General features: G+C 70.3%; 9 protein-coding genes, 1 tRNA gene and 1 pseudogene. 2 read left to right on the forward strand and 9 right to left on the reverse strand.

The window, feature by feature from the left end:
• Positions 1–33: 33 nt before the first annotated feature.
• The 3 genes from OG622_RS24695 to OG622_RS24705 are packed head-to-tail and all read right to left on the reverse strand — an operon-like array spanning position 34 to position 3,103.
• On the reverse strand, positions 34–870 hold the full coding sequence (locus OG622_RS24695; RefSeq protein ID WP_371578817.1) for a TrmH family RNA methyltransferase: 837 nt from the start codon (positions 868–870) through the stop codon (positions 34–36).
• Positions 867–2,174: an HTTM domain-containing protein gene (locus tag OG622_RS24700; protein WP_371578818.1), complete on the reverse strand. Its 1,308-nt coding sequence runs from the start codon at positions 2,172–2,174 to the stop codon at positions 867–869. Before OG622_RS24700 ends, OG622_RS24695 begins: the two co-directional genes overlap by 4 nt.
• Positions 2,171–3,103, reverse strand: coding sequence for a DUF5819 family protein (locus OG622_RS24705; RefSeq protein ID WP_371578819.1), 933 nt, complete (start codon positions 3,101–3,103; stop codon positions 2,171–2,173). The genes OG622_RS24700 and OG622_RS24705 overlap by 4 nt, the downstream gene beginning before the upstream one ends.
• Positions 3,104–3,420: 317 nt before the next feature.
• Between OG622_RS24705 and OG622_RS24710 the strand changes: the two genes are divergently transcribed.
• Positions 3,421–4,620, forward strand: a complete 1,200-nt coding sequence (locus OG622_RS24710; RefSeq protein ID WP_371578821.1) for an acyl-CoA dehydrogenase family protein — start codon at positions 3,421–3,423, stop codon at positions 4,618–4,620.
• A gap of 114 nt (positions 4,621–4,734) precedes the next feature.
• On the opposite strand, the gene OG622_RS24715 is transcribed toward OG622_RS24710, so the two are convergent.
• From OG622_RS24715 to OG622_RS24740, 6 genes and pseudogenes are all read right to left on the reverse strand, one after another.
• Positions 4,735–5,064, reverse strand: a complete 330-nt coding sequence (locus OG622_RS24715; protein WP_371584201.1) for a rhodanese-like domain-containing protein — start codon at positions 5,062–5,064, stop codon at positions 4,735–4,737.
• 164 nt (positions 5,065–5,228) lie between these two features.
• Positions 5,229–6,197 (reverse strand): hypothetical protein, encoded by a 969-nt coding sequence (locus OG622_RS24720; protein WP_371578822.1) that lies wholly within the window; start codon positions 6,195–6,197, stop codon positions 5,229–5,231.
• Between the two features lie 310 nt (positions 6,198–6,507).
• Complete coding sequence (locus OG622_RS24725) at positions 6,508–7,986, reverse strand: DUF2252 domain-containing protein (RefSeq protein WP_371584202.1); 1,479 nt, start codon at positions 7,984–7,986, stop codon at positions 6,508–6,510.
• Between the two features lie 186 nt (positions 7,987–8,172).
• Positions 8,173–8,486 (reverse strand): annotated as a pseudogene (locus OG622_RS24730) (winged helix-turn-helix transcriptional regulator); the annotation flags it as partial.
• A 120-nt stretch (positions 8,487–8,606) separates the two neighbouring features.
• Entirely contained in the window at positions 8,607–11,417 is a 2,811-nt protein-coding gene (locus tag OG622_RS24735) for a beta-L-arabinofuranosidase domain-containing protein (protein ID WP_371578823.1), read from the reverse strand.
• A gap of 458 nt (positions 11,418–11,875) precedes the next feature.
• A tRNA-Leu gene (locus OG622_RS24740) sits at positions 11,876–11,959 on the reverse strand.
• Positions 11,960–12,444: 485 nt separating this feature from the next.
• Here OG622_RS24740 and OG622_RS24745 point away from each other — a divergent pair.
• Positions 12,445–13,290, forward strand: a complete 846-nt coding sequence (locus OG622_RS24745; protein ID WP_371578824.1) for an FhaA domain-containing protein — start codon at positions 12,445–12,447, stop codon at positions 13,288–13,290.
• The last annotated feature ends 2 nt before the right edge of the window (positions 13,291–13,292 follow it).

Consider the following 13,292-nt stretch of genomic DNA (forward strand, 5'->3'; position numbering starts at 1 on the left):
ACGCCCTTGAAGGGGCGCACCCACCACGTCCCTTCAGAAGGAACCCGTGCTCCAGTGGTACAGCGTCATCGCCACGCTTGTCGCCAGGTTGTAGCTGGAGACCTGGGGGCGCATCGGGAGGGCCAGCAAGTGGTCGGTTCGTGCCCGGAGTTCGGCGGACAGGCCGCTGCGTTCCGAGCCGAAGGCGAGGACGGCGTCGTCCGGGAGCCTCAGGCCCCGGATGTCGTCGCCCTCGGGGTCGAGTGCGAAGAGCGGGCCGGGTGGCAGGTCGGCGACCTCCAGGCGCTCGACGGCGGTCGCAAAGTGCAGGCCCGCCCCACCGCGTACGACCGTGGGGTGCCAGGGGTCCATGGTGCCCGTGGTGACCACACCGGTCACGCCGAAACCGGCGGCCAGCCGGATCACGGCCCCCGCGTTGCCCAGGTTGCGCGGGTTGTCGAGGACGACGACGGGGGCGGTGCGCGGGGTGTGGGCGAGGACGGCCAGATGGGCCGCGCGCGAGGGGCGTACGGCCAGGGCGGCGACGGCGGTAGGGTGCGGTCGCGGTACGAGGGCCCGGTACGCCTCCTGCGGGACCTCCTGGAGAAGCTGCGCGAGCCGGTCCCGTACGTCCGGGGCCAGCTCGTCGGCGAGGGCGAGCGCCGCCGTGCGGTCGGCGGTGACGGCCACCGGCACCTCGGCACCGAAGCGCACGGCGTGCTTGAGGGCGTGGAAGCCGTCGAGCAGGACCGCGGCGTCGGCGAGGCGGCGCCAGGCCCGCAGGACGTCGTCCGCCGGACGGACGATCGACGCGGTCGCCGGGCTGACCGCCCGTCCGTCCTCCGGTCCGTCCTCTGATCCGCTCACCGGACTCTTCACCGGATCGTTCATGCGGTGAAGCCTACGTTGGCCTGCTCGGCCGACTCCTTCTCCTGGGAGAGCGGTGACCGCCGCGGGTCACGCGGGCCAGGGATCGTGAGGGCGCGCCCGGGCAGCACGCGACGTACGACGCGGTCACGCCCGCGTGCCACCAGGCCACCCAGGCGCTTCAGGAAGGGCGTCGGCAGGAACACGGCGTCGGCGGCGATCATCGCGAGCGAGAAGAACGGCAGGCCCAGCACGACGGCGATCACGGCGTGCTCGGTCATCATGACCGCCAGCAGGACGTTCTTGACGCGCCGGTTGAAGAGCGTGAACGGGAAGGCGACCTGCACGATCACCGTCCCGTACGTCGCCAGCATCACCATCGTGCCGCTGGACGACAGCAGGTCGGAGAGCCCGGCCCAGGGCGAGAAGTAGTCCAGGTGGAACGGGTAGTAGGCGGCCGTGCCGTCCTGCCAGCGCCCGCCCTGGATCTTGTACCAGCCGGCCGCCGCGTAGATCAGACACGCCTCGGCCATGATCACGACCAGGACGGCGTTGTGCGTGAGGTTGCCGACGATGTCGAGCAGCGCGCGCGGCTTGGTGTCCGACGTGACGCGGCCGACGGCCCACCACAGGGCGTGCACCACCCACAGCCCCCAGAAGAACGTCAGCCAGCCGCCCGGCACCAGATCGCCGCCCGGAATCAGACCACCGAACGTCGCCACCAGCAGCGCGAACCCGAGCACGCACCACAGGGCGGGGCCGACCCTGTCCTGCGGTGCGCTGCCGTCCCGCTCCAGGCGCTCGCGCCCGCGCCGTACACGCCGCGCGTCCAGCGACCAGACCTGGGCGCAGCGGACGAAGACGAGATAGATCGCCATGAGGTGGAGGACGTTGTCGCCGCCGTCACCCATGAAGACGCTGCGGTTCTGCAGCGAGAGAACGCCCACCATGAAGAGCACGCTCACGGCGCGGGTGCGCCAGCCGAGCAGCAGAAGGAAGGTGGCCAGGATGGCGACGGCGTAGACGATCTCGAACCACACCATGCTGTCGGACCACATCAGCACCGTGAAGGCGTCGTTGGTCGCGATCAGTTGCTGGGCCAGCTCCCAGCTCCAGGGCCCCTCGGGGCCGTACAACTCGCGTCGGTGCGGGAACTCGCGCAGCAGGAACAGCAGCCAGGTCGCGGAGAAGCCGATACGGATGATCGCGCTCTGGTACGGGCCCAGCGCGCGATCCGTGACACGGGTGATCCCGTTGCCTATCACGGTGGTGAGGCGCCCCACCGGGCTCACCGGCCGGACCGGGTCGGTCGGGTTCACGGAGCTCATTCGGCGCCCGCCTCCGTCCGGCCGGTGACGGCCCGGCCGGCGCCGGCCGCGTTGGCGGCGGCGTCCGTCCGGTCATCACCGGTCACCGACCACCAGGGCAGCTCACGGACGACGGGTTTGTCGGACACCTTTTCCTCGCTCCACTCGGGCGACGGCACGTTGGTCGTACGGGATCGGAGCTGGATCCGCTCGATCACACCGTCGGGACCGTCGGCCTGCTCGCGGTCGAGGCGCATCACCACGATGCGGCGCACATAGCGCTCGGAGAGGTCGCCGCGCGAGGTGGTGGCGCGGTCCTCGCCGTCGTGTGTGGAGACATAGAAGTCCCAGGCCCGGCGCAGCTCGTTCTGCTGGGTGTGGCTCGGCACCGGATTCCTGTCGATCGCGGCGCCGTCCAGCCCGGACAGGTCGTACCAGCCGGTCTCGCGCGTCTCACCGTCCGCGGTACGGACCTCGGCGCGCGCCTGCACCGAGATGTTCTGCTGCAACGGGTTCGGCGCGAACAGCTTCCAGTTCTGCTCGAACTCCGGGTACACCCATTCGTCCACCGCCCCACCGTGCTGCTTCGTCAGCGTGTTCGAGGGTGCGATATGGAGAAACACCAGCCCGACGTGCGCACAGGTCGCCACCGCCACGACCGCGAGCACCAGCGCCACGGCGATCTGGTACGGCAGGGTGAGCGCCGCGATACCGGCGGTCGACCGCACCGGTTCGGCCATCTGCTCGGGTCGCGGCCGGGGAGACTCCGGCGAGGACGGGGCTGCGGGGGCCGAGGTCAGGGACGAGGCCGAGGTCGGGGTCGAGGCTGGGGCCGAGGCCGGGGTCTGCTGGGGAGGCTGGGCCTGCGGGTTCCCCTCGCTCACGGAGGCGGGGCCCTCGGGCTCGTCCGGCCCCCGCCGGGCGTTCGAGACCTCGTCGTTCGCGTCCATTCCGCCCCGCTCCCCGATTCCCACTACCCGGTCCACTTCCCCACCGGAACTTACTCAGCCGCGTCCCTCCGGCACAGCCCCGATGGCCACAGCAGTCACATCGTCACACCGCTCACACGGCACCCATGAGGTTATCCACAGCGGGGGACACCTTACGGCTCAGTGTGGTCCGCCTCTCTCGCGAAAGCCGTCACGGCCGCTCAGCAGCCTGCCGCGCCCGACGCCCGTGACACCACCGCGCCCCACACCATTCCCCTCTTCTAGAACCTGTTCTATCTTGACGCCCTGTCATCGGCGACACGGAAGGGGCGGGAACCGTGGACTTCACCTTCACCGAGGAACAGCAGGCGGCGGCCGAGGCGGCGAGGGCGGTGTTCGCCGGGGTCGCGCCGGACGGGGTACCGAGCCCCTCTCTCGTGCCGGGGGCCGTGGCCGACGACTTCGACCGGGTCCTGTGGGCGAAGCTCGCCGAGGCGGACCTGCTCAGCCTGTTGCTGGACCCCTCGTACGGCGGCTCGGGCCTCGATCCGATCGCGTTGTGCCTGGTGCTGCGCGAGTCGGCGAAGGTGCTGGCCAGGGGACCGCTGCTGGAGAGCAGCGCGGCCGCCGTGGCCGTACAGGCGCACGGGAGTGAAGAGCTGAAGACGGATCTGCTCGCACGCGTCGGCCGGGGCGAGATCGTCCTGACCGTCGCCGCGCACGGCCGCACCGGCCACGACCCGGCCGAACTCGCCGTGACCGCACGGCGGGACGCCGACGGCGCCTGGGTCCTGGACGGCGTGCAGACAGCGGTGCCATGGGCGTACAACGCGGACTTCGTCGTCGTCCCCGCGACGGTCCCACCGGAGTCGGTCGCCCCCGGCGTGCCCGGCGACGGAGCCGAGCAGGACGCTGCCGCTGCCGCCGACGGCCGGACCGTGCTCGCCCTCGTTCCCCGCGTCCACGACGGGGTGACGCTCGCCGAGCAGATCTCCACCAGCGGCGAACGGCTCGCGCGGTTGCGGCTGGACTCGGCACGGATCGCCGCCCGGAACGTCATCGACGCCGAGGGGGCGTGGGAGCGGCTGCGGGAGCTGCTGGCCACCGGAACGTGCGCGCTGGCGCTCGGCCTCGGCGAAGGTGTACTAGGCATGACCAGCGAATACGCCGGAAAAAGGGAACAGTTCGGTTTCCCGATCGCCTCGTTCCAGGCCGTCGCTGTACAGGCCGCCGACCGCTTCATCGACCTTCGCGCGATGGAGGCGACGCTGTGGCAGGCCGCCTGGCGCATCACCTCCGGCGCGGGGGGTGCGCTGCCCGTCGGCGGGGACGTCTCCGTGGCCAAGATCTGGGCCTCGGAGGGGGTACGACGAGTCGTGCAGACCGCCCAGCATCTGCACGGGGGCTTCGGCGCCGACGTCGAATACCCCCTGCACCGCTATCACGCCTGGGCCAAGTACCTCGAACTGTCACTCGGCCCCGCAGCAGCCCACGAGGAGGCGCTGGGCGACCTTCTCGCAGCGCACCCACTGGGCTGAGCACCGCGCAGTCCACGCCTCGGGGCGCGCACGTCCTGTCCGCGCGCCCCGCACCTACCCGCGGTCCCGCCGAACGTTCCCTGGAGAACGAGGTTTCCTGGAGAACGAGGTTCCCTAGAGAACGAACCCGGACGCGCCCTCGTCGTCCACCACCGGACGGCCGGCGGCTGCCCAGACCTGCATGCCGCCGTCCACGTTCACGGCGTCGAGGCCCTGCTGGACGAGGTACATGGTGACCTGCGCCGAACGACCGCCCGAGCGGCAGATCACATGAATCCTGCCGTCCTGCGGAGCCGCCTCGGTCACCTCGCCGTAGCGCGCCACGAACTCACTGATGGGGATGTGCAGCGCCCCTTCGGCGTGACCCGCCTGCCACTCGTCGTCCTCCCGGACATCCAGCAGAAAGTCGTCGTCCTTGAGGTCTCCGACCTCAACCGTGGGCACACCAGCTCCGAGATGCATACAGACGACGCTACCCGACCGGACAGCCACCGACCCGAGCCCTCGACTGTTCCGACCAGGCAGAGCAGGGCGGGCACAGTCACAGCCGCAGTCACAGCCGCAGTCACAGGCACAGGCACAGGCACAGGCAGGGCAGACCTACCGGGCTAATCCTCCTCGCCGAGCAACCCCGCCAGCTCCGCCTCCCGCTGTTCGACCTCCGCCAGCAGTTGGTCGGCGATCTCGTCGAGGAGGCGGTCGGGGTCGTCCGGCGCGAGGCGGAGCATCGAGCCGATGGCGCCCTCCTCCAGCTCCCGGGCGACGACGGCGAGCAGATCCTTGCGCTGGGCGAGCCATTCGAGCCGGGCGTACAGCTCCTCGGCACGACTCGGCCTGCGCTCCTCCGGCACGGGCCCGGCCGCCCATTCCTCGGACAGCTCCCGCAGCAGCACCTCGTCACCACGGCCGTACGCGGCGTTCACACGGACTATGAACTCGTCCCGTCGCCCCCGCTCCTTGTCGTCCTGTGCCAGGTCGGGGTGGGCCTTGCGGACCAGCTCGCGGTAGAGCCTGCGGGCCTCGTCGCTCGGGCGCACTCGCTCCGGGGACCGTACGGGCTGGTCGGTGAGCATCGCCGCGGCCTCGGGGAACAGGCCCTCCGAGTCCATCCAGCCGTGGAACAACTCCTCCACGCCCGGCATGGGCATGACCCGGGCCCGCGCCTCCTGGGCCTTGCGCACATCCTCCGGATCACCGGTGCGCGCGGCCTTCGCCTCGGCGATCCGGGCGTCCAGCTCGTCGAGCCGCGCGTACACGGGGCCGAGCTTCTGGTGGTGCAGCCGGGAGAAGTTCTCCACCTCGACCCGGAAGGTCTCGACGGCGATCTCGTACTCGATCAGCGCCTGCTCGGCCGCCCGCACAGCCCGCTCCAGCCGCTCCTCGGGCCGCCCCGAGCCGACGCTCTCAGCAAGGGTCGACCCCTCGGCGGGTGTCGTCCCATCGGCGGACGACGGCTTCTCGGCGGAGGGCTCACCGTCAGTGGAGCCCTTGCCCCCGGCAGACGCGGCGCCCTCATCGGGCTCCACGGGCTCGGTGAGGCGCTCGGACGGTGTCTGCTCGGCTTCCGGGGTCGTCACCCGACCCAGCCTAGGCCACGACTCCGAGCCCCACCGAAAGCCACCGGGGACCCGGCGACGGAGTGATAACGCCCCCGCTTCACCGGCTGCCCAGTCGGCGCGGCCGGCCCAGTCGCCTCACCCGGCGCAGTCACTTCACCTGGCGCAGTCGGCTCGTCCGGACACCCCCTGCCGCCTGCCGGACGTTTCCGAACACTCCGCGCGGGCTCAGACTCAGAACACGTCCCCCGGTCCGGCCGCCCCAGCCACCCGAGCGCCCCGGCCACCCGGTCATCCCGACCACCCTGGGGCGCCCCCATCGGCTTTCCCCTCAGACCCCCGCCTCCGCCGCGATCCGTCCCGCCCGCACGGCCGCCACCAGGTCCGCGTGGTCCGCCTCCGTGCGGTCCGCGTAGGTCACGGCGAACGTGGCCGTCGCCTCGTCGAGTTCGTCGTTCTTGCCGCAGTAGCCGGCGATGAGGCGGGGGTCGGCGCTGTGGGCGTGCGCACGGGCGAGGAGGGCGCCGGTCATGCGGCCGTAGTCGTCCACCTGGTCGGCGGCCAGCGCCGCGGGGTCGACGCTGCCCTTGCGGTTGCGGAACTGGCGTACCTGGAAGGGGCGGCCGTCGACCGTGGTCCAGCCCAGCAGCATGTCGCTGACAACCTGCATACGCTTCTGGCCGAGGACCACCCGGCGCCCCTCGTGTTCCACCTCCGGCACCTCGAAACCAGCGGTGGCGAGGTGTGGCTCGAGCGCCGAGGGACGGGCCTCCTTCACCTGAAGGACGAGCGGTTCCCCTCGGTGGTCCAGGAGCAGGACGACGTACGACCGGGTTCCCACACTGCCGGTGCCGACCACGCGGAACGCCACATCGTGCACGGCGTACCGGGCGAGCAGCGGATGGCGGTCCTCCGAGAGTGTGGTCAGGTACTGCGTCAGGGAAGCGGCCACGGCGGCGGCCTCCTCGTCCTCCACACGGCGCAGCACCGGCGGGGCGTCCACGAAGTGACGGCCGCCCCCCTCCACCGGCCGGGTCGCCTTGGCCGCGAAACGGCCGCTCGTGTTGGCGCGCGCCTTCTCCGAGACCCGCTCCAGCGTGCCCAGCAGGTCGTGGGCATCGGTGTAGGAGACCAGTTCCTCGTCCGCGATGGCGTTCCACGCGTCGAGCGCCGAGAGCTTGGCGAGGAGCCGCATCGTGCGCCGATAGGCGCCCGTCGCGTCGTAGGCCGCCTTGCGGCAGATGTCCTCGTCGGCGCCGGCCTCGCGTCCGGCGAGCACCAGGGAGGCGGCGAGGCGCTTGAGGTCCCATTCCCAGGGACCGTGGACGGTCTCGTCGAAGTCGTTGAGGTCCATGACGAGGTCGCCGCGGGCGTCTCCGTACAAACCGAAGTTGGCCGCGTGGGCGTCGCCACAGATCTGGGTGCCGATGCCGGTCATGGGCGTACGGGCGAGGTCGTAGGCCATGAGGCCTGCCGAACCGCGCAGGAACGCGAAGGGGGTGGCCGCCATCCTGCCGACCCGTATCGGGGTGAGGCCGGTGATCCGACCGCGGTTGGACTCCTCCACCGCGGACACCGCGTCCGGCCTGTCGGTGGTGAGGGTCAGATCGGCGTGCGCACTGCGGGGCACCCGCGTGCGCAAGGCCTTGCCCTCGTCCTTGGGCGACCCCTCCGAGGGCCACCGGGCGAATCCCGGCACCCCCGGCACCCGCGAGCCGGGCGACGGCGACGCCACCCTGGCCCCGGTCTCCCGGAACTGTGCCGACCCCGCCTCGGCCACCGGCCCTGCCGTCGTATCGGCCTCGGTCACAGCGACCGCCTCCCCCGCACACGTCCTCGCACGAACATCAACTCGTGATGACGTTACAGCCGGTGGCCGAAACGCGTCAGACCCTGTGGATAACTCCCCGCCCCGCCCGCCCACACCTGCGGAGAAACCGCCCCCGCACCGCTGGACCGGCCCACCCACCGACGCCACGTCCGCGCCGCCCCCCGCACACGGCCGGCTCTGCGGGAGATGGCCCTTGGCCCAGTCCCGGAGCTCCTGCGGCGCGACTCCCAGCGCGACCCCGGCCTCGGTCAGCCGGCGCGGCGACTCGCGGCGGTGGCCCTTCGTCGACCTCGCGCACCACCAGCCCGGCGGGGCCGAGTTCGGTGAGCCGATCGCCAGAGCATGCGCTCGCTGATGCCGCTGATGCCGGGGACCGCTCTGCGCAGGCCGACGAAGTGCGCGGGATGCGGCATCGGCACGGCCACGATCGGACCAGTCCATCGCTTCCAGGCCGCCCGCGCCAAGGCCTCCCGCACCAAGGCCTCGACGACGCGGTCGTCAAGGGCCTTGGAGAGTTTGGCCGAGTGCCTCGCCGCGCAGCCCCTCCCGGGGGAACGCGAAGGGCGGTCGCCCCACCGCAGGAACGGCCGCCCGTGCCGTCAGGCCGCGTAGGTCGCGTTCTGCGCGGTGGTCACCACCTTCTGTCCGTCGGCCTGGCTCAGCAGCCCGGCCGACACCCAGGAGCCGGCGGTCGACTCCACACGCGCCACCAGCGCGCCCTTGTCGGCGAACGGCGCCCCGGCCCAGATCTCGTCCAGCAGGGTCGTGCCGTCGGACTTCGCCGGGTTGGCGACGCCCGAGTCGGTGCCGCCGAGGAAGACAGTCGGTTCGGAGCGCTTGACGTAGGCGTGGGTCGGGTCCTCGCTCCCCTCGTAGAAGGGAGCGAATTCGGTGCCGCCCAGCGTGTAGTGCAGCGGCTTTCCGCTCACCGGGGTGAGGGAGGGCAGCAGGTCGCCGGAGAGCCCCGCGTTGCGGTACAACCCGACCGGCAGATAGCTGGTGGCACTGTTCCTGCCGACCAGGTTGACCGGCCCGTAGAACAGCGTCTGGAGCGTCGGGTCGTCGAGGGCCTTCTCCACCCGCAGCCGGAACGGGATCGTCACGCGTACGACGTCCCCGCCACCCCAGGTGCGGGAGGGGATCGTGAAGTAGCTCCCCGCGGCCGGAGTGCCGCTCACCGCACTGCCGTTGACGGTCACCCGGAAGCCGGCGGTCGCCCATGACGGCACCCGCAGGCGCAGTTCGAAGGCCGCGCTGCCGCCCCCGACGGTGATCGTGGAGCCCTGCTCCCGGGGGTAGTCGGTGCTCTGGGCGAGCGTCACGCCCTTCGCGGACCAGTCCAGCGTGGCGGCGCTGTACAGGTTGACGTACAGCGCGCTGCCGTCTGCCTTGGTGAAGAACACGGAGTCCTGGTACTTGGTGGCGCTCTCCATGCCCGTGCCCTCGCAGCAGGTGGTGCCCTGCTTGGGGGTGTAGTCACGCACATGACCGGGATTCAGCCCGATGAAGTACGTGACCAGCGGCTTCTCCGCGTCGGCCTTGTCCTGCTTGGAGCCGAGGACCTGGTTGAGCAGGGCTCGCTCGTAGTAGTCCATGTACTTCGGGTCCTGCTCGTGGAAGAACAGGGTCCGGCTCAGCTTGAGCAGGTTGTACGCGCAGCAGGTCTCGGCGTTGGTGTCGCTGATCGTCCCGGAGACGACCCCGCGCGCCTTCCAGAACTCGGCCGTGCTGGTGCCGCCGATCCCGTACATGCGCTGCGGGATCACCATGCCCCAGAAGTTCTTCGCGGCGGTGAGGTAGCGGGTCTCGCCCGTCACGTCGTACAGCCGGACATAACCGGTCATGATCGGGATGTGCTGGTTGGCGTGAAGGCCATCCAGGATGTCGGTGTCGGCCGCGCAGGCGTCGATGAGCCGGTCGAGGTCGAACAGCTTGGCCAGCGCGAGGTGGTCGGCCTTGCCGGTGATCGAGTACAGGTCGACGATCGTCTCGACGATGCCGCCGAACTCACCGCTGGAGAAGATGCCCCACATCCGCTGCAGCGTGGACTCGGGCAGCTTGGACAGCCGGGAGTACATCCAGTCGCACATGCCGGACGCGAGGTCGAGCGCCCGGGCGTCGTCCGTGGCGAGGTAGGCGTCGAGCAGGCCCTTGAGGATCTTGTGCGCGGTGTAGTACGGCGCCCACACCTTGGTGTAGTCGGCGCTGGTCCGCGACTCCAGATCGATGAACTGCGTCTCCGGGTAGGCGGCGAGGAACCCGGCATGGCTCGGCCCGCCCCAGGTGCGGCGCAGGGTGGCGGTGAGCCCGCGCCCGGAGGCGTCGGCGAACGTGCCGCCGCTGGTGGCGAAGAAGTAGTACGACACGAGGTTGCCGAGCCCTGCCGAGGAGAGTTTGGCCTCGTTGGTCTGCAGCGAGGTGATCTCCGCCGGCGTCAGCGCCCGCGACCAGATGTTGAACTCGTCGAAGGCGCCCGCGAACGTCGGGTCGGAGGAGTAGTTGGAGCGGCCCAGCCAGTTGTTCGTCAGGGTCCCCAGGACCGATGGGTTGAGGGTCATCGAGGTGTTCTGGGCGACCGCGGTGCCGTTGACGTAGAGGGTGCCCGTGCTGCCGGAGATGGTCACCGCCAGGTGACTCCACTGGTTCAGCGGCAGCGCGGCGGTGCCGTTGAGGCTCTGCTCCCCGCCCGCCCCGCTGGTGGTGATGGCGAAACGCGGAACCCCGCTCCCGTTGCGGGTGACCAGGTACATGTACCGGGTGGTGTTGTTACCGAAGTCGAAGACCCGCTGCCAGTTGGCGTTGTGGGTGGGCTTCACCCAGGTCGACAGGGTGATCGCCGACGCGCCGCCGAGCACGCTGTTCGGCAGGTCGACGTACTGGTAGGAGCCCCGGACGTTCTCGTGGGCACCGCCGAACTTCCCGGTGACGGCGAGCATGCGCGGGTCGGTGCGCAGCGCCGCGCGCACCTCGGTCATGGCGCCGACCATGTAGCGGATCCTGTCGGAGTACGCCGTGTCCTTGGTGCTCGCGTAGGCCTGGGCGAGCATCGTCAGGAAGTGCCCGGTGTAGTGGCCGCGGAGGTTGCCGTTGGCCTCGCCGTCGAGACCCTCCCAGCCGCCGGGGGCAACCGCGCCCTTGGTGGAAAGTCCCGCGTTGGCGCGGAAGACCTGCAACAGCCGGTCGACGTCGTAGCCACGGCCGTGGTCGAGCATCAACTGGCGTTTGTCGGCGAACAGGCCCTGGCCGAGCGCCACGTCCTTCAGCTCGAACGGCCGCACCGACCAGGCGGAAGGCGTGGGAACAGTGGCGGCGACCGCTCGGCCGCCGCCCGCCGCGAAAGAGACTCCGGGTACGGCTGCGGTGAGCAACGCGGACTGGAGGAGAAAGCGTCTGGAGAGCGGCGGTGCCATGTGCGCCTCGTCTCTGGCAGGTGTGGGGTCTGGCAGGTGTGGGGTGTCCGAGAAAGCGAGAATATTGTTCGACATTGCGAACACTGTGCGAATTGCCGACCAGAAGATAGGGATGAGGCAGACGGGCGTCAACGGTACTGACGGGTTTCACGAAGCCATCACCCAGACAGGGAGGCCGCATACGCTGGCTCGGCACCGTTTCACGTGAAACATCGCTCGTATCCCCATCTACGACGATTCACATGACGCTGACCCCGACGCCACCCACGACCGCGCACTCGGGACTCGGCACGCCCCCACGCCGTCCCGCGCCACCGGAAGCCGGAAGCCCTTACTGGACCCCTGAGAGACTCCTCACACTCAAGAGCCCCTGGCCGGCCCGTTCAACCCTCCGGGCAGTCCGCGAGCGAACAAAAAAGAAGCGGTCCCATCGTGATCACGATGGGACCGCTTCGCTGTGCGCGAGGGGGGAGTTGAACCCCCACGCCCTTGCGGGCACTGGAACCTGAATCCAGCGCGTCTGCCTATTCCGCCACCCGCGCATTAGGTGTGTCTTCAGGCCCCGTTCCTTGCGGTGTTGGTGCCTTCCGACATCGAGAAGATTAGCACGCTGGAGAGGGTGGCTTCACATCCCTTATCCGCGGCCGGCCCGCCCCACGACGACGTGACCCGGTCGACCAGCACGGACCGAACACACGGCCCTTCCGGCCACGTATCAACGCGTGCTGGTTCACGTATCAACCTCGTACCGGTCCCGGACATCTCCACTGGAGAGGGACGGGGTGCACAGTCCGGTGCGGGACACTGGTCTCGTACCGCCTCTACGATCCTTGGCAGAGTTCGGACGGGGTAGTTCGAAGAAGAGCTCCGGTGGGAATCCGGGAAGGGACTTCAGTGGGCGTCGAGACCGGGTGACACCGATCGACCGGGCCGACGGGGGGAACCAGCCGATTTCCCGGCGCGTGGATACGATCAGTAAGCAGTACCGACCCGGTACGCCGAGCGGTGACGACGGAGGAGGTGCCCCATGGGAGTCCTGAAGAAGTTCGAGCAACGTCTCGAAGGTCTGGTCAACGGCACCTTCGCCAAGGTGTTCAAGTCCGAGGTCCAGCCCGTGGAGATCGCGGGAGCACTCCAGCGGGAGTGCGACAACAACGCCACCATCTGGAACCGCGACCGCACGGTCGTCCCCAACGACTTCATCGTGGAGCTGAGCACGCCCGACTTCGAGCGCCTCAGCCCCTACTCCGGCCAGCTCGGCGACGAGCTCGCCGGCATGGTGCGCGACTACGCCAAGCAGCAGCGCTACACCTTCATGGGTGCCATCAAGGTCAATCTGGAGAAGGCCGACGACCTCGACACCGGTCTGTACCGGGTACGCAGCCGTACGCTCGCCTCCTCCACCGACCAGCAGGCCCCCTCGGGCGCCCCGGCGAGCCCCGCCGCGGGCCGCCCCGGCGGTTACGGCTACCCGCCCACCGCGGCACCCGCTGGTGCCCCGCCCATGCCGGCCACGCCACCGCCCGGCGGTGGCCGTCCCGGCGCCGCCCCGCTCGGCCAGCGGCCGCCTACCGCTCCGGCGGCCGGCGGGCGCATGCGCTACTGGATCGAGATCAACGGCACCCGCCATCAGATCTCCCGCCCGACGCTGGTACTGGGACGCAGCACGGAAGCCGACGTGCGGATCGACGACCCCGGCGTCTCCCGCCGGCACTGCGAGATCCGGACCGGAACGCCCTCGACGATCCAAGATCTCGGATCCACCAACGGCATCGTGGTGGACGGGCAGCACACCACCCGCGCTACGCTCCGCGACGGCTCGCGGATCGTCGTGGGCAGCAGCACCATCATTTACCGGCAAGCCGAAGGGTGAAG

Source organism: Streptomyces sp. NBC_01314 (genome assembly GCF_041435215.1).
GTDB lineage: Bacteria > Actinomycetota > Actinomycetes > Streptomycetales > Streptomycetaceae > Streptomyces.